General features: G+C 73.6%; 13 protein-coding genes and 1 pseudogene. 7 read left to right on the top strand and 7 right to left on the bottom strand.

Annotated features, from left to right (window positions below; genetic code table 11):
• Positions 1–8 precede the first annotated feature (8 nt).
• Complete coding sequence (locus tag ACH4G3_RS21930; RefSeq protein WP_397626074.1) at positions 9–1,157, top strand: FUSC family protein; 1,149 nt, start codon at positions 9–11, stop codon at positions 1,155–1,157.
• 254 nt (positions 1,158–1,411) lie between these two features.
• Positions 1,412–2,440 carry an SDR family oxidoreductase gene (locus ACH4G3_RS21925; RefSeq protein ID WP_397626073.1) on the top strand — a complete coding sequence of 343 codons (1,029 nt, stop codon included), beginning with the start codon at positions 1,412–1,414 and terminating at the stop codon, positions 2,438–2,440.
• An 81-nt stretch (positions 2,441–2,521) separates the two neighbouring features.
• Here the strand turns inward: ACH4G3_RS21925 and ACH4G3_RS21920 are convergent, their stop codons facing one another.
• The 3 genes from ACH4G3_RS21920 to ACH4G3_RS21910 all read right to left on the bottom strand — a co-directional run bounded on the left by ACH4G3_RS21920 (position 2,522) and on the right by ACH4G3_RS21910 (position 7,084).
• A complete protein-coding gene (locus ACH4G3_RS21920) occupies positions 2,522–2,794 on the bottom strand; it encodes a hypothetical protein (RefSeq protein ID WP_397626072.1) in 273 nt (90 codons plus the stop codon).
• A gap of 90 nt (positions 2,795–2,884) precedes the next feature.
• Positions 2,885–3,871, bottom strand: a complete 987-nt coding sequence (locus tag ACH4G3_RS21915; RefSeq protein ID WP_397626071.1) for a phosphotransferase family protein — start codon at positions 3,869–3,871, stop codon at positions 2,885–2,887.
• A 30-nt stretch (positions 3,872–3,901) separates the two neighbouring features.
• Positions 3,902–7,084: a cytochrome P450 gene (locus tag ACH4G3_RS21910; RefSeq protein ID WP_397626070.1), complete on the bottom strand. Its 3,183-nt coding sequence runs from the start codon at positions 7,082–7,084 to the stop codon at positions 3,902–3,904.
• 151 nt (positions 7,085–7,235) lie between these two features.
• On the opposite strand from ACH4G3_RS21910, the gene ACH4G3_RS21905 reads away from it, so the two are divergent.
• Positions 7,236–7,880 carry a PAS domain S-box protein gene (locus ACH4G3_RS21905; RefSeq protein WP_397626069.1) on the top strand — a complete coding sequence of 215 codons (645 nt, stop codon included), beginning with the start codon at positions 7,236–7,238 and terminating at the stop codon, positions 7,878–7,880.
• Here ACH4G3_RS21905 and ACH4G3_RS21900 read toward each other — a convergent pair.
• Positions 7,820–7,993: pseudogene (locus tag ACH4G3_RS21900) on the bottom strand (DUF3626 domain-containing protein); the annotation flags it as partial. The gene ACH4G3_RS21905 and the pseudogene ACH4G3_RS21900 overlap by 61 nt on opposite strands.
• A 113-nt stretch (positions 7,994–8,106) precedes the next feature.
• Between ACH4G3_RS21900 and ACH4G3_RS21895 the strand changes: the two are divergent.
• From ACH4G3_RS21895 to ACH4G3_RS21885, 3 genes are all read left to right on the top strand, one after another.
• Entirely contained in the window at positions 8,107–8,601 is a 495-nt protein-coding gene (locus ACH4G3_RS21895; protein WP_397626068.1) for an FBP domain-containing protein, read from the top strand.
• An 86-nt stretch (positions 8,602–8,687) separates the two neighbouring features.
• Complete coding sequence (locus ACH4G3_RS21890) at positions 8,688–9,941, top strand: FUSC family protein (protein WP_397626067.1); 1,254 nt, start codon at positions 8,688–8,690, stop codon at positions 9,939–9,941.
• 118 nt (positions 9,942–10,059) lie between these two features.
• Positions 10,060–11,256, top strand: a complete 1,197-nt coding sequence (locus ACH4G3_RS21885; protein ID WP_397626191.1) for a lactonase family protein — start codon at positions 10,060–10,062, stop codon at positions 11,254–11,256.
• On the opposite strand, the gene ACH4G3_RS21880 is transcribed toward ACH4G3_RS21885, so the two are convergent.
• Both ACH4G3_RS21880 and ACH4G3_RS21875 read right to left on the bottom strand, forming a co-directional pair.
• Positions 11,224–11,955 (bottom strand): DUF2470 domain-containing protein, encoded by a 732-nt coding sequence (locus ACH4G3_RS21880; RefSeq protein WP_354742985.1) that lies wholly within the window; start codon positions 11,953–11,955, stop codon positions 11,224–11,226. The genes ACH4G3_RS21885 and ACH4G3_RS21880 overlap by 33 nt on opposite strands.
• A gap of 85 nt (positions 11,956–12,040) precedes the next feature.
• The gene (locus ACH4G3_RS21875; RefSeq protein ID WP_306969613.1) at positions 12,041–12,649 is read right to left on the bottom strand and encodes a TetR/AcrR family transcriptional regulator; all 609 of its coding nucleotides are present in this window, start codon (positions 12,647–12,649) and stop codon (positions 12,041–12,043) included.
• Positions 12,650–12,758: 109 nt separating this feature from the next.
• On the opposite strand from ACH4G3_RS21875, the gene ACH4G3_RS21870 reads away from it, so the two are divergent.
• Complete coding sequence (locus tag ACH4G3_RS21870) at positions 12,759–14,255, top strand: cytochrome P450 (protein ID WP_397626066.1); 1,497 nt, start codon at positions 12,759–12,761, stop codon at positions 14,253–14,255.
• Here ACH4G3_RS21870 and ACH4G3_RS21865 read toward each other — a convergent pair.
• Positions 14,217–15,059, bottom strand: a complete 843-nt coding sequence (locus ACH4G3_RS21865; RefSeq protein ID WP_397626190.1) for a pentapeptide repeat-containing protein — start codon at positions 15,057–15,059, stop codon at positions 14,217–14,219. The genes ACH4G3_RS21870 and ACH4G3_RS21865 overlap by 39 nt on opposite strands.
• Positions 15,060–15,068 lie beyond the last annotated feature (9 nt).

Here is a 15,068-nt window from a genome sequence, read left to right as displayed (position 1 = left end):
TCCGCTCCATGCGGCCGCTGGATGCCGTGCGGCGGGAGGCGCGGACGGCCGTGGATGCCGTGCGGGCCGCCTGGCGGAGGCCCGGGCGGGAGCGGGACCTGGTCGTCCAGTCGCTCAAGGCCGCCGCGGCGGCGGTGATCGCCTGGCTCGTGGGCGGCGTCTGGATGGGTGACCCGCTGGCCCTCATGGCGCCGTGGGTCGCGCTGGTGCTGGTGCAGGCCACCGTCTACAGCTCGCTGGTGCAGGGCGCACGGCAGTTCGGGGCTGTCTGCGTCGGCACCGTGCTGGCCTCGGCGGCGCTGGCCCTCACCGGCGACACGACGGGTGCGCTCGCCCTGTCCATCCCGGTGCTGATGCTGCTCTCGAACTGGCCTCGCTTCGGCGACCAGGGCATCTACGCGGCGACCACGGCCCTGTTCACCCTCACCTCGGGCATGGCCGGGCTGGACGGCGTCGGGCACCGGGTGGGGCAGGCGGCTCTCGGCGCGGTCATCGGCGTGGCCGTCAACGCGCTCGTGCTGCCGCCGATCCACCTCCGGGACGTCCGCGAGAACCTGGCGGCCCTCCCCCGGGAATCGGGCGACGTGCTGCGCTCCGTCGCCGCGGACCTGTACGACGGCGACTGGGACGCACAGACCGCCGCCGGCTGGCTCAACGCCTCGGCACGGCTGGAGCACCGGCTGGACGCGTTGCGCCAGGCGCGCCGCTGGAGCCAGGAGAGCCTGCGCCTGACCCACGGCCCGCTGCGCGCCCTGCACCGCGTTCCGCACATGCCCCTGCCGCCGCCGGACGAGGACGAACGCCTCGGCCGCGTCATCGGGCACGTCACCGCCCTGACCCGGGCGCTCGCGGTGGCCGTGGACGACAACCGCACGCCCGCCCCGCCCGAGGGCGCGGCCCTTCGCTCGTACGCGGATCTGCTGGACCTGCTCGGGGGCGTCTGCGACGCGGAGGCCGACCGCCTGCTCAACGGCAGCGTGGATCCCCACCCGGACGGCCGGCGGGAGGAGAGGATGCGGGAGCTGCACCGGTACCTGCAGGACAGGCTGCGCGAACACGCCGGGCTGGGCGCCGAGCACACGGCGGTGCTGGGCACGCTGCTGCTCCAGGCCGAGAACCTGTGGGCCGAGATCCTTCCGGGGCACGAGGAGCGGTGACACACATCACCGCCAAGGAGGTTCGAGCCCGGAACACCCAAAGGTAGTTCCTCGTTGAACAACACGTGGGTGTGGCCGGGACGGTGTCCCGGGCCTCACGCCCACCTCCGGAGCCGCCCCGGCCGTGATTCCCCCGTCCGGCCGGGGCTTTCCTCTGCCCGCGCCTGCCCGGCTGCCCGGCTGCCCAGGTGCATTCGGCCCGGTCCGGGTACTCGGTCATCTCTGAGGACGGTCGCGGCCGAGAGGAGCGGATGGTGAGCAGCGGAACGGGCATGAGGATCGTCGTCACGGGCGCCACCGGCAACGTGGGCACCAGCGTCGTGCGCCGCCTCTCGGAGGATCCGGAGGTCACCTCCGTGCTGGGCCTGGCCCGGCGGATCCCCGACTGGTCGCCGCCGAAGACGGACTGGTCGGCGGTCGACCTGGCCTCCGAGGAGTCCGAGCTGGCCGAGCAGTTCCAGGGCGCCGCCGCGGTGGTCCATCTGGCCTGGGCGTTCCAGCCGACGCACGACCCGGCGGCGACCTGGCGCACCAATGTGCTCGGCAGCATGCGGGTGTTCGAAGCGGTGGCCGCCGCAGGTGTGCCGGCGCTGGTGCACGCCTCGTCGGTCGGCGCGTACTCGCCGGGCCCGAAGGACCGGGCGGTGGACGAGTCGTGGCCGACGCACGGCTGGCCGGACGCCGCGTACTGCCGGGAGAAGGCCTATCTGGAGCGCGCGCTGGACACGTTCGAGCGCGACCACCCCGAGACGCGGGTGGTGCGGATGCGGCCCGCCTTCCTCTTCAAGCGGCAGTCCGCGAGCGAGCAGCGCCGGATCTTCGGCGGGCGTTTCCTGCCCGGCCCGCTCATCCGCCCGGAACTGCTGCCCTTCCTGCCCGACATCCCGGGGCTGCGGGTGCAGGCGCTGCACACGGACGACGCGGCGAACGCGTACCGGCTGGCCGTGCACTCCGACGCCCGGGGGGCCTTCAACCTGGCGGCCGAGCAGTCGGTCGACGCACAGGTGCTGGGCGAGATGCTCGGTGCGCGTCCGGTACGGCTGCCGCGCACCGCGGCCCGTTCGGCGATCGCCGCCGCCTGGGGCCTGCACCTGCTGCCCGCCTCCCCGCATCTGTTCGACGCGGTGCTGCGGCTGCCCCTGATGGACTGCACGCGTGCGCGTGCGGAACTCGGCTGGCTGCCGGAGCGTACGGCGACGGAGGTGCTGGAGGAGTTCTTCCAGGGCCTCCAGCAGGGCGCGGGCGCCCGCACGGAACCGATGCGGGGACGCAAGGTGGGCTGACCGCGGGCCCCCCAGCGAGACGACCGATGGCCGCAGCCGGCCCCCACGGTCGGCTGCGGCCATCGGCGCTCAGGCGGAGGATCAGGCGGAGGACTCGTCCGGCGTCGGATGCTCGGGGTGGACGGTTCCCGAGCGCGGTTCTCCCTGCCGTCCCGTCCCCGCTTCGTCGGTGTCGGGGACATCGTCGACAGGCTCGCCGGCCTCGTCCTCGTCGTCCTCGCGGTCCTTGCCGGTGCCCGTGAAGCGCGGGGCGACCTCCCACGGGTCCTCGCCGGCGTCGGCCTGCTGGTCCGGCATGTCCCGCGGCACGGGGTCACCGTTCTCGCCGGGTCCTTCGAGGCGGTGGTCGGTCACGGCGTGCTCCCTTCACTGGTCCGGGCGCCACGCGAGTACCTCCGCGGTGACCTGAGAAACCTCAGCGCGCAGCCCGCTCCGGCAGGGTGTTCACGATGTGCGCCCACGGGGAGGCCGAGAGGCCCCCTCGATCTCGTCCAGAGCCGCGACCAGTTCCGGAGCGACCGCCTCCTGCACCCAGCGCTCCTGTTCCTCTCCGACCTCGCGCGGAATCGTCTCGGTGAGCATGATCAGGTACAGGTAGGCGCGGTACAGGGCCAGCCGGAGGCGGGCCGGGGTGTCGAAGCGGGCCCTGCCGCCGGCCTCCCGGTAGCCCGCCAGGAACGCCTCGTCCTGCCTGATGTCCCCCAGCAGCGCCAGGGAGACGAAGTCGGCCAGGGGGTCGCCCCAGAACATGCGCTCCCCGTCGATGAGGCCGCCGATGCGGGCGCCGCCGCCCGAGCGGTCGACCAGGATGTTGCCCCGCCACAGGTCGAAGTGCACGAGGCACGGGACGGTGACCTCGTCGAGGGCGTCGTACGCGGACCGGGCGGTTCGGGCCACCGCGTCGACGGGGCGGGGCAGCCGCGCCCCGTAGCGCCGGGCGTCGTCGAGGACGGCGTCAAACATCGTCGTGAACGCGGTCCGCCAGTCGGGGGCGAGCGGGCCGAGGGCGCCGGAGGGATAGCCGAAGCCGGGGCCGGTCACGCGGTGCAGCCGGGCCGTCCGGCTTCCCAGCTCCCTGCGCAGTGCGGTCTGTTCCGCGTCGGTGAGCGTGCCGTCCCAGGTGTCGCCCGGGCAGGCCGTCATGAGCAGGAAGTCCTCCCCCATGGACACCAGCTGCGGTGCGGGGACTCCGGCCTGGGCGGCCGAGTGGTAGAACTCGGCCTCCGAGACGAGGAGCCGGCGCTCGTGCCGGAGGCCGGGGACTGCCGCGGCGGGCGGGATCTTGAGCACATAGCGGGTGCCGTCGGTGAGGCGGAGTTCCTCGACGGTGTTGTACGTGCCCCCGGTCAGCGGGGCGAGGTGGGCGAGGTGGCCGGGATCCAGGCCCGCCGCCTCCAGGATGTGCCGGGCCCGTTCCCAGGAGTCCACCACCGTGTGCCCACCCCTCCCCGTCGCCGTCGGTCAGCCGGCCGCGTACACGTCCTCGACGTAACGCCCGTCCGCGACCAGCCCGTCGAGCCACTGCCCGGCGGCCGGCTCGTCGGCGCCCGGCGTGTGCTTCAGGTACAGGGTACGGAACGCCTCCCGCACACCGGGCGCCATCCGCGAACCGTCACCGCAGACGTACACCCGCGCTCCGGCGGCCAGCAGGGCCCAGACCTCCTCGGCCTCGGCGGCGATGCGGTGCTGCACGAACCGCACCTCGCCCTCGGGGGCCTCGCTGAAGGCGGGGCGGAGCGCGACGGCTCCGGCGGTCTCGGCGGCCCGCAGTTCACCGGCGTGCAGGAAGTCGGCGTCGGGCGCGTCACAGCCGAAGTAGCAGACGGCGGGGGCGAGTTCGGCACCTGCCGCGAGTGCGGCCGCGCGGTCGGCGATGGCGCCGCGGAACGGGGCGAGGCCGGTGCCCGCCGCCACCATGACGACCGGTGCGGATCCTGCGGTGGCGTCGATGCGGAAGGCCTCGCGGCACGGCTGCACGCGCGCGTACACCGTGTCGCCGGGCTCGACGCCGGCCAGGTAGCCGGAGCCGGTGCCCCGGTAGACGCCACGGCCCGAGCGAGCCGGTGCCTCCAGCAGCGACACCATCAGGTCCACGTGGCCGGAGTCGACGGCGGGCGAGGAGGAGATGGAGTAGTGGCGCGGGCGCAGCGGGGTGAGGAGGTCGAGGAGTTGCGGCCAGTCCAGGGCGCCGCGCAGGGCCGGGTGGTCCTCGATGACCTCCACGAGGGTGCGCGGGTCGTCGGTGAGGGCGGCCAGGGCCGTGCGCTCCGGCGGGCACGGGTTGGCGGCGGCGAGCGCGGCCAGTTGCCCGGCGCTCGGGCGCTCCTGCAACTCCACGTGGTGGGTGAGGAGCTGGCGTACCGTCACGGGCCGGTCGACGGCGACTCCGTCGCGGCGCGGGCGGGTGGCCCGGATGTCCAGGACGGTGTCGAGGTCGGCGCCGAGCGCCGCGGCGGCGCGGGTGACGAGATCCGGGTGGTTGGCGGGCAGCACGGTGAGGTGGTCGGCCGTGCGGTAGGTGACGCCGTCCGGGAGCGCGACGCGGACGAACCGCTTGCGGCGTGCGTAGCCGGGCGCGGTGAGGTCGTACGCCTCGGTGACCCGCATGGGGACGAGCTCGTGCCGCTCGGCGAGGGCGTCCAGCGGGCCGCCGGTCAGGGCGCGGACCTCGTAGGCGGCCGTCGGCCGGGGTTCCGGGGTCGTGGCGTCCGGGTCGCCGTACCGCTCCAGCAGGGCGACGCGGAGGGCCGTCGTGAACTCCCGTACCGTGCCGGTCAGGTCGCCGGAGGCGTCGGCGGCGGCGCGGTCGAGCAGCCGGGCGGCGCCGAGCTGCGCGAGCCGCTCGTCGATCCGGGTGGGGACGTGCTGGTAGGTCGCGGCCCAGTTGCGGTCGCCGACGCCGAGGACGGCGTACGTCACGCCGGACAGGTCGTGGGTCTCCTCCAGCCGGGCGGCGAAGGCGGTGGCGTCGTCGGTGGGGCGGCCGTTGTAGGAGGCGGCCGTGATGACGACGGGCCGGTCGGTGGGCAGGCCGTCCGCGTAGGCGTCCAGGGGCGCCACCTGGGTCTCGCAGCCGACGGCGGCGGCCTCGTCGGCGAGCCGGCCGGCGAAGTCGCGGCAGGTGCCGTAGTTGCTGCCGTGCAGGAAGAGGGCGGCGGTGCCGGGGCGGACGCGGGCGGGCAGGCCCTGCGGTTCGGCCGACCGGGAGTCCCGGACCGGGGCGGCGCCGGGCAGCGGCGTGTGGACGCGGTCGGCGGTCGTGCGCGGGGTGAGCGTGAGGGTGAAGCCCTCCGGCTTGAGGGTGAGGGTCTCCTTGACGTGGAGCCGGTAGTCGGCGTGGTCGCTCAGCCGGTAGCGGTGGACGAGCATGGCCAGCAGCATGGTCGCCTCGTGCAGGGCGAACTGCCGTCCGATGCAGGCACGCTCACCGGTGCCGAACGGCTTGAAGGCGTGCACCGGGCGCTCCGCCTCCGCCTCCGCGGTGAAGCGGGAGGGGTCGAACAGCTCGGGGTTGTCGCCCCAGACGGGCCGGCGGTGCAGCATCGGCGTGAGCACCAGGGCGGACTGCCCGGCGCGCAGCGGGATGCGGCCGCCGAGCAGCGTGTCCTCGCGGGCCTCCCGGGCGAAGACGGCTGCCGTGGGCCACAGCCGGAGCGCCTCGTTGAGGACCTGGCGGGTGTAGGTGAGCCGGCCGATCTCGTCGTACGCCGGTTCGGGGTCGGCCTGGTCGCCCCAGAGATCGTCGACCTCGCGCTGCACCAGCTGGAGTGCGGTGGGGTGCTTGGCGAGGTAGTACAGGGCGAAGGACATGGCGCCGGAGGTGGTCTCGTGGCCGGCGATGAGGAAGGTGATGACCTGGTTGCGGATGTTGGCGCTGTCGAGTGTGCTGCCGTCGGCGGGGTGCTCGGCGGTGAGCATGAGGCCGAGCAGGTCGTCGGCCTGGCTCTGGTCGGTGCCGGTGCGGGCGGCGATGACGTCGTCGACGACCTGGGCGAGGTAGGCGGCGTCGTCACGGAAGGCCGCGTCCCGCGCCGAGTAGTCCTGGCCCGGGACGCGCGCGAGGCGGGTCATGCTCCATTCCAGGCAGCGGACCATCGACTCGACGAAGGGGTGCGGTTCGGAGCGCTCGAAGGAGCCGAAGTCGTAGCCGAACCCGGCCAGTCCGATGGTGTCGAGGGTCATGCGGGTCATGTCGCCGGGCACGTCGACGGGGCGTCCGGCGCGGGCGTCGCGGTCCCAGGACGCGACGAGCCGGCGGGCCACCTCCAGCATCACGGGGTGGTAGGTCCGCATCGAGCCGAGCGCGAAGGCGGGCATGAGGATGTCGTGCGCCTTGGCCCAGTTGGGCTCGTCGTTGTACGCGGTGAACAGACCGTCGGCGGCGAACTCGCGGACGTTCTCCAGGCCGGGCCCGATGTGCTTGGCGAACCGCTGCTCGTCCGCGAGCTCGGCCACGAGGTCCAGGTCGCCCACGAACAGGGTGTCGCGTCCGTACAGCCGCCGCACGAACACGGGCCCGTGCTCGCGCATCAGGTCCATCGCTTGCTGGATGGGTGCGTCCCCGGGTCCGGTGCCGGAGATGTCGGCGACGGGGACGCCGGTGAGGCCGTCTGCGGGCCGGGGGGTCGGTGCGGTGGGGCGCATGACGCGACAACTGCCTTTCGCGGTACGGAAGTACTGCGATCCAGCGTGATCCACGGGACCCGGCGGGCCGCGCCGCACCCCTACATGATTGTGTAGTACAAGCAGATGCGTCGCTCTTGCGCGGGGCGACCCGGCATGGCAGGAGAAGCTCGTGGACCAGGCGCGACAGGAGGCCGTCACATGGCGCAACCGCGCGCTGCTCCTCTTCGACCGGGTCGCGATGCCCGTCGCGGTGTGCGACGTGTACGGCGCGGTGCTGCTGGCCAATCCGGCGATGGCCGCGGAGTGCGGTACGACGCCGGGGCGGCTGCGCGGCCGTGACGTGCTGGACCTGTTCAGCCCGCGGGAGGCCACACAGGTGGAGCGCATCGCCGAGGCCCTGCGGCTGCGGCACCGCTCGCGCTACCAGGTGTCGGTTCGCTGGGAGGCACCCGGCGGCGCGGAGCGGTACGGGGAGCTGACGGCGGACCCGGTGAGCGACACGGTGGAGGACACGCCGGCGCTGCTCGTGATGCTGCGCGTGGACGGCGAGCGCGTCCCCTCCCCCGCCCCGCCCGCCGGCCAGGCCCGGGTCACCCCCATGGAGGCCCGCATCCTGGCCCTGCTGGCCGCCGGCGCCACCACGGCCCGGGCGGCCCGCGAGACCGGCCTCACCACCGACGGCGTCACCTACCACCTGCGCCGGCTGTCGTCCCGCTGGCACGCCGCCAACCGCACCCAACTGGTGGCCCGCGCCTATGCGCTGGGGGTGCTCACCCCGGGGGTCTGGCCACCGGAGGCCCCGGCCGCGGAGTAGGCGGTGCCCGCTCCCTCGGGGGCTCCGAAGCGGGCGAGGGTGTGCCACACCTTCTTCAGGTCCTGGAGTTCGAATCGGCCCGTCCGGGCGGCATCGCCGATGACCCGCGGGTCCGAACCGAGGCGACCTCACGGAAATCCACTGGCTCCCCCTTCGTCGATACTTCTAACCTGAACCCGAAACCTAGGGACCCTAGGTTTCAGTGACGACGACCAGGAGCCCTCCCATGAGATCACTCACCGAACACGACATCCGCAACTCGTTTGTCAACTGCTCCAAGGGAGAGGCCAAGCGTCTGAGCGTCCCGCGGGACCTCGCCGAGCGGCCCTGGGACGATCTCGACTTCCTGGGGTGGCGGGATCCGGGGGCGCCCGACCGGAGCTATCTGGTCGCCGAGCGCGAGGGGCGGCTCGTCGGGCTGGCGATGCGGTTCCAGGCGGCGCAGCGGGGCTTTCTGCAGCGCAGCATGTGTTCGCTGTGCCTGACGACGCATCCCCGCGGCGGTGTGTCGCTGATGACCGCCCGCAAGGCGGGAGCGGCCGGACGTGAGGGCAACTCCGTCGGGGCGTACATGTGCACCGACCTCGCCTGCTCGCTGTACCTGCGCGGGAAGAAGGTGCCGGAGAGCGGGACCCGCTTCGACGAGAGCCTCACCCTTCAGGAGCAGATCGAGCGGACCCGGGGCCATCTGGCCGCCTTCCTCGACAAGGTGTACGCCTGAGGCCCTCGGTCGCCCGTGGTTTCCCCCGGCGCTAACGTCCTTCATGAACGCGTTCGATGCGCCAGGGGAAGGGGAACAGCCCGAGGATGCGAGAGGTACGTGAGTGGACGGCGCACGCCAGACGGATCCTGCACAAGCGCCGGGACCCGGTGGTCGTCCAGACGCTGCGGTCCGCGTTCGCGGCGACGATCGCGTACGTCATCGCGCTCCGGCTGAGCCCCGAGGCGGCACCGCTCACCGCTCCCCTGACGGCACTGCTGGTCGTCCAGGTGACCCTGTACGCCACGCTCACCAACGGCTTCCGGCGGGTGAACGCCGTGGTGACCGGCGTCCTCGTCGCCATCGCGTTCAGCCTTCTGGTGGGCCTGACCTGGTGGAGCCTGGCACTGCTCCTCGTGGCCTCGCTGGCCGTGGGACGGCTGGTCCGGGTGGAGGAGTACGTACCCGAGGTCGCGATCAGCGCGATGCTGGTGCTCGGGGTCACCACGGTCGGGGACACCGCCTGGGCCCGGGTGGTGGAGACGCTGATCGGCGCGGTCGTCGGGCTGGGCTGCAATCTGCTGCTGGCTCCCCCGGTGTGGGTGGAGGAGGCGGGCGAGTCGATCGAGGGGCTGGCGCGCCGACTGCGGCAGCTGATGCTGCGCATGGGCGAGGAGGCCGCCGGCGGTACGCCCCCGGACCAGGCGGCGGAGCGGCTGCACGAGGCGCGGCGGCTGGACCACGACATCGTCGAGGTGGACGCGGCGCTCCGGCAGGCGGAGGACAGCCTGCGGCTCAACCCGCGCGTGCGGGAGGGCCTGCTGCACCGGGTGGTGCTGCGCACCGGCCTGGACACGCTGGAGATCTGCACGGTCGTCCTGCGCGTGCTGGCCCGCTCCCTCACCGACCTCGCGAAGGAGCGCGAGCCGGAGCCGCTGTTCGAGGCGGAGACGGGCGCCGCGCTGGAGCAGCTGCTGTCGGAGATCGCCGACGCCGTGGTGAGTTTCGCGGTACTGGTGACCACCCACCTCAGTGCGAGCGCCGAGTCGGCGGAGGAACGTCTCACCGCGGAACTGCGCACCGCGGCGGGCACCCGCGACAAGCTGGCCCTGCTGCTGCGCGAGGAGGCCGAGCGCGAGACGGAGCACTGGCAGTTGCTCGGTGCCGTCCTGACGGAGGTCAACCGGATCCTCGACGAGCTCGACACCGAGCACCGCACCCGGCGCCTGTTCGAGGAACTGGACCGTGTGTCGCGGGAGCAGCGGGTGCGGCTGCCGCGCCTGACGCGGCTGCGGGAGCGCCTCGGCGTTCAGGAGCAGATGTGGCGGAACCGTACGGGGGTCGGCGGGCGTTACCGCTGAGCGGCCACCTGGAGTGGATTGCGTCTCGCGCAACGCCCGGTGCCGTTGTTGCACCTGGCGGGTGATCCACGCCAAGGTGGCTGTCGCGGCGGGGACGAGTGACGACCTGAGGGGCGACATGGGCAGTGGTGGCTGGAGCAGGCGCAGGTTCGTCGGCGCGCTGGCGGGCGGAGCCGCCGCGGCGGCGCTGCCCGGCTGTGACGACGCGCCCGCGCCGGCGGACCCGACGAGTCCGACGGCACCCGGGGCGGGCGTGAGCCCGTCCCGCGAGGCCCGGCGGCCGTCCGGCCCGCGTCCTCTCTACCTCGGCACCTACACCTCCGTCGAGGGCGGCGGCAAGGGCATCGGCGTGGCCACGTACGACGCGGCGACGGGCCGGATCAGCGGCACCGGCACACTCACCGGCGTCGGCGACCCGTCGTACCTCGCGATCCACCCGGACCGCCACACGCTGTACGCGGTGAACGAGCGCGACGACGGCGCCGTGACGGCTGTCCGGCTGTCCGACCGGAAGATCCTGGGCAGCCGGAGCACCGGCGGCGCGGGCCCCTGCCATCTGTCGGTGCATCCGGGCGGGCGCTGGCTGTTCAGCGCGGACTACGGCTCGGGCAGTGTGGCGGTGCATCCGATCGACGCCTCGGGCGGCCTCGGCGAGCGGACCGATCTCGTCCGGCACGCCCGTCCGGCCCCGGGACCGGGCCAGGAGGGCCCGCACGCCCACCAGATCTTCACCAGCCCCGACGGCGGGCATGTGCTCGCCGTGGACCTGGGCACGGACACCGTCTACACGTACCGGCTCGACGAGAAGGCCGGCACGCTCGCTGAGGTCGCCCAGGCGCGGACCCGGCCCGGTGCGGGCCCGCGTCACCTGACGTTCCACCCCGGCGGGCGGTACGCCTACCTCGCGAACGAGGTCGACAACACGGTGGCGGTCTGCGCGTACGACCCCGCCTCCGGCCGCGTCACGGTCGGCGAGCCGCAGTCCACGGGCACCGGCCCGGGCACCAACTACCCGGCGCAGTTCGTGGTGACCCCGAACGGCCGTTACGCCTTTCTCGCCAACCGCGGCGACAACAGCCTCACGCGTTACGCCGTCGAGGCGGACGGCGCCCGGCTGAAGCTGCTGGACACCGTGCCGGTGGGCGGGGACTTCCCGCGCCAGATCGCCCTCTCGCCGGAGGGCACGCTGCTGTTCGCGGCGAACCAGAAGTCCGGCACGGTGACCGTCTTCAGCGTGGACGGGGCGAGCGGCGCGCTGCGGCGCACCGGCGAACCGTTTCCGTCACCGGTCGCCGTCTGTGCGCTGCCACTGTAGGGCCCGCGGGCAGGCCGCGGCGGTCGCCTGGCTGAGCAGGACGTGCATGCGCTCGGTGAGCTGCGAGACGTCGTCGGCAGGTGTGTGGAAGGCGAGTCGTACGTCGCCGTGGGCGCGGGCGCGTTCGATGCGCAGGGTCAGTCCGTGCCGGTCCACGGCGAGCGGCTGGACGCGGACCGCGCCGTGCAGGCTGTCGGAGTCCACGAGCCGGGTGAGCCGCTCGACCGCGTCCGCGTGGCAGTCGGCGAGGTGCGTCAGCAGCCGGGCCTCGGCCGTGGTGAGCGGGTCGGGGGCGGCGGCGGCGAAGTCGTCGAGGTCCACGACCACGGCCCCGGACGGCTGCCGCAGCACCACGCGCGTGGCCCGGAAGGCCAGCCGGCCCTCCTCCTCGACGGTGAACCAGCCCGCGAGCCACAGCCGGGCGCGGATCCGGCTGCGCACGGGGACGGGCGCCACGTCGGCGAACTCCAGCACCGCGGACGGCTCGCCGCGGGGCGCGCAGATCGCGGCCCCGAGCAGGGCACTGTCCCCGGGCACGTCCACCAGCACCCGGCCGTCCTCGGTCACCGTGTGCGCGCCGACCAGCTCCTCCCGCGTGCCTTCCGCGGTCACCGAGCAGGACCACGCGGCGGCGAGCACCGAGCGCGCCCGCTCCGCAGCGGCAGGGGCCGCCGTCCAGCTGTGGCTGTCGTCACCCATCCCAGACCTCCTTAGGTAAGCCTTGCCTAACCTATCGAAGATCTGGGCGTGCGCCAACCACGTCACGTGATCTTTACGAGGCCTTTCAGGGAGTGAGGACGCCCAGCAGGGCACGGGCGCACAGCTCGCGCACCTGATCCCGGCTCAACTCCGTGCCGCGCAGCCACTCCAGACAGACGGACGTGGTGAACGCCAGCCAGCCGCGCACGGCGAGCCGCACCTCCGGCCGCTCCTCGAAGGCCGGGCCGAACTCGGGGTCCGCGGCGAGCGCCGCGAGGATCTGCCGCTCCTGCGCGGCCAGGGCCCGCTGGTAGACCCGGCGCACCGCCTGGTCCCCGGCCGCGTCGGCGCGGTGGAAGGCACGGTAGCCATGGGCATGGGCCCGGACGTACTCCAGGAACGTGTCGAGGCCGCCCGCGAGCTGCTCGCGCACCGGGACGCCGGGCACCGCCGCCGTCATGCGCAGCATCCGCTCGCTCTCGCGCTCGACGACCGCCGCGAAGAAGTCCCGCTTGGTCGGGAAGTAGTGGTACAGCAGCCCGCGCGACACCCCGGCGATCTCGGCGACCTGCTCGATCCACACGTCGTCGTACGGACTCTCCGAGAACAGCCGCGCCCCGACCGACAGAAGCTGCTCCCGGCGCTCCTCGGTGCTGAGCCGGCGGCGCGTGCGCCCGCTCTGGTTCGCGGCCATGCCCGCACTTTACTTGACGCCGGTTCAACAACGGGACCAGACTGAACGGCGCTATTGAACCCACGTACAACACGTGCGAACCCGCCGCTGGATCAAGGGAGATCGCGTCATGACGGAGGCGCCGACACGGGACGGGCTGCCCAAGGGTTTCCGCAGTGCCGAGCTGGGCTGGCCGGAGCTGGAGCGCATTCCGCATCCGCCGCGCCGGATCCCGCTGCTCGGCGACGTGGTGGGCGTGAACCGGCGCACTCCCCTGCAGGACTCGCTGCGGTACGCCCGCGAACTGGGCCCGGTCTTCCGCCGGAAGGCCTTCGGCAAGGAGTTCGTGTTCGTGTGGGGCGCCCGGCACGCGGCCGACCTCGCGGACGAGTCGCGGTTCGCCAAGCACGTGGGTCTTGGCATCGCGAACCTGCGGCCGGTGGCCGGGGACGGTCTGTTCACGGCGTACAACCACGAGCCGAACTGGCAACTGGCGCACGACGTGCTCGCCCCGGGGTTCAGCCGTGAGGCCATGGCCGGCTACCACCCGATGATGCTGGCCGTCGCGCGGCGGCTGACCGAGCACTGGGACCGGGCGGCGGCGGCCGGCCGGGCGGTGGACGTGCCCGGCGACATGACGAAACTGACGCTGGAGACGATCGCGCGGACCGGCTTCGGCCACGACTTCGGGTCGTTCGAACGCTCCCGGCCGCATCCCTTCGTGACCGCGATGGTCGGCACGCTGACGTACGCGCAGCGGCTCAACACGGTGCCCTTCCCGCTGGCCCCGCTGCTGCTGCGGAGCGCGAGCCGCCGCAACGCCGCCGACATCGCCCATCTCAACCACACGGTCGACGAACTGGTCCGGGCCAGGCGCGCCTCCGGCCGCGGGGACGGGGACCTGCTCGACCGGATGCTGGAGACGGCCCACCCCGAGACCGGGGAGCGGCTGGAGCTGCGGAACGTCCGCCGTCAGGTCATCACGTTCCTCGTCGCCGGCCACGAGACGACGTCCGGCGCGCTCTCCTTCGCGCTGCACTACCTCTCCCGGCACCCCGAGGTCGCGGCCCGGGCGCGTGCCGAGGTGGACCGGGTGTGGGGCGACACGGCGGAACCGCCTTACGAGCAGGTGGCCAGGCTGCGCTACGTGCGCCGGGTGCTGGACGAGTCGCTGCGGCTGTGGCCCACCGCACCCGCCTTCGCCCGGGAGGCGCGGGAGGACACGGTGCTCGCCGGGGAGCATCCCATGCGGCGCGGGGCGTGGGCGCTGGTGCTGACGCCGATGCTGCACCGGGACCCCGAGGTGTGGGGCGCGGACGCCGAGCGGTTCGACCCGGACCGCTTCGAGGCGCAGGCCGTACGGTCCCGGGCCCCGCACACCTTCAAGCCGTTCGGGACCGGGGCGCGGGCCTGCATCGGACGCCAGTTCGCCCTGCACGAGGCGACGCTGGTGCTCGGCCTGCTGCTGCGGCGCTACGAGCTGCGGCCCGACCCGGCGTACCGGCTGCGCGTGACCGAGCGGCTGACGCTGATGCCGGAGGAGCTGCGGCTGCACCCGGAGCGCCGGACGCCGGTCCGGGAGGCGGCCTCAGACTTGCGCTGCCCAGTGCCCGGGGCGGGTGACTGACTCGGGCAGCCGGGTCCCGGCACTCCCCCGGGCCGCGTTCAGCTGCGGCTGGGTGAGGAAGAACGCCCCGGTCAGGTCGGCGTCCGTGAGGTCCGCGTCGCGCAGGTCGGCACCGATCAGGTCCGCGCCCCGCAGGTCCGCGCCGGTGAGGTCGGCGGCGATGAGGTAGGCGCCGCGGAGGTTGGCGCCGCGCAGGTCGGCCCCCTTGAGGCGGGCGCCCATGAGGTCCGCGCCCCGGCGGTTCTTCTTACGCCCCTTGGTGCCGGCCCGGGCCAGCTCGCTCGTCCTCAGCAGCAGGACGTTGACCTCCTGGCGGTGCGCCGCCACGTCCAGCGCGGCGAGCTCCTCGGGGGTCAGCCCGGTCAGCTCCTCGGTCTTGTCCAGGGCCTCCCGCAGATCGGCGTGGACGGGACGGGCCGCCGGCAGGGCGAGCGCCTCGGTCAGGTACCAGAGCAGCTCGTGCAGCTGCCTGACCACCGGGAACACCTCGAACATGCGGCGGGCGTCCTCCCGCGGCCCGGTGCGCCAGTCCCGCCCGCCGAAGGTGATCTGCGAGACCTGCTGCCCGGCGCCGAAGCAGTCGTAGACCGTGCAGCCGGTGAATCCCTTCTGCCGGAGCCGGGCGTGGATGCCGCAGCGGTGGTCCTCCTGGAGGTTGCGGCAGGGCGTGCCGGCGGCCTTGTCCACCGCGAAGTCGGCCGAGGCGGCGAAGGGCAGGGCGACACAGCACAGCCCGAAGCACTGATTGCAGTCGCCGCGCAGTTCCGCCTGCCCGGCCTCGTGTTCTCGCATGCCGTTCAGCATACGGAACGA

The sequence above is a fragment of the Streptomyces afghaniensis genome (genome assembly GCF_044327915.1).
Taxonomy (GTDB): domain Bacteria; phylum Actinomycetota; class Actinomycetes; order Streptomycetales; family Streptomycetaceae; genus Streptomyces; species Streptomyces afghaniensis.
Note: the sequence above shows the minus strand (reverse complement) of the source record. Positions and strands in the feature narration are given on the sequence as shown.

Coding starts and splice junctions, on each gene's coding strand:
- ACH4G3_RS21895 (WP_397626068.1), top strand. CDS start 8,107: ATGAGATCACTCACCGAACACGACATCCGCAACTCGTTTGTCAACTGC.
- ACH4G3_RS21890 (WP_397626067.1), top strand. CDS start 8,688: ATGCGAGAGGTACGTGAGTGGACGGCGCACGCCAGACGGATCCTGCAC.
- ACH4G3_RS21870 (WP_397626066.1), top strand. CDS start 12,759: ATGACGGAGGCGCCGACACGGGACGGGCTGCCCAAGGGTTTCCGCAGT.
- ACH4G3_RS21865 (WP_397626190.1), bottom strand. CDS start 15,059: ATGCTGAACGGCATGCGAGAACACGAGGCCGGGCAGGCGGAACTGCGC.
- ACH4G3_RS21910 (WP_397626070.1), bottom strand. CDS start 7,084: ATGCGCCCCACCGCACCGACCCCCCGGCCCGCAGACGGCCTCACCGGC.
- ACH4G3_RS21885 (WP_397626191.1), top strand. CDS start 10,060: ATGGGCAGTGGTGGCTGGAGCAGGCGCAGGTTCGTCGGCGCGCTGGCG.
- ACH4G3_RS21875 (WP_306969613.1), bottom strand. CDS start 12,649: ATGGCCGCGAACCAGAGCGGGCGCACGCGCCGCCGGCTCAGCACCGAG.
- ACH4G3_RS21880 (WP_354742985.1), bottom strand. CDS start 11,955: ATGGGTGACGACAGCCACAGCTGGACGGCGGCCCCTGCCGCTGCGGAG.
- ACH4G3_RS21930 (WP_397626074.1), top strand. CDS start 9: ATGCGGCCGCTGGATGCCGTGCGGCGGGAGGCGCGGACGGCCGTGGAT.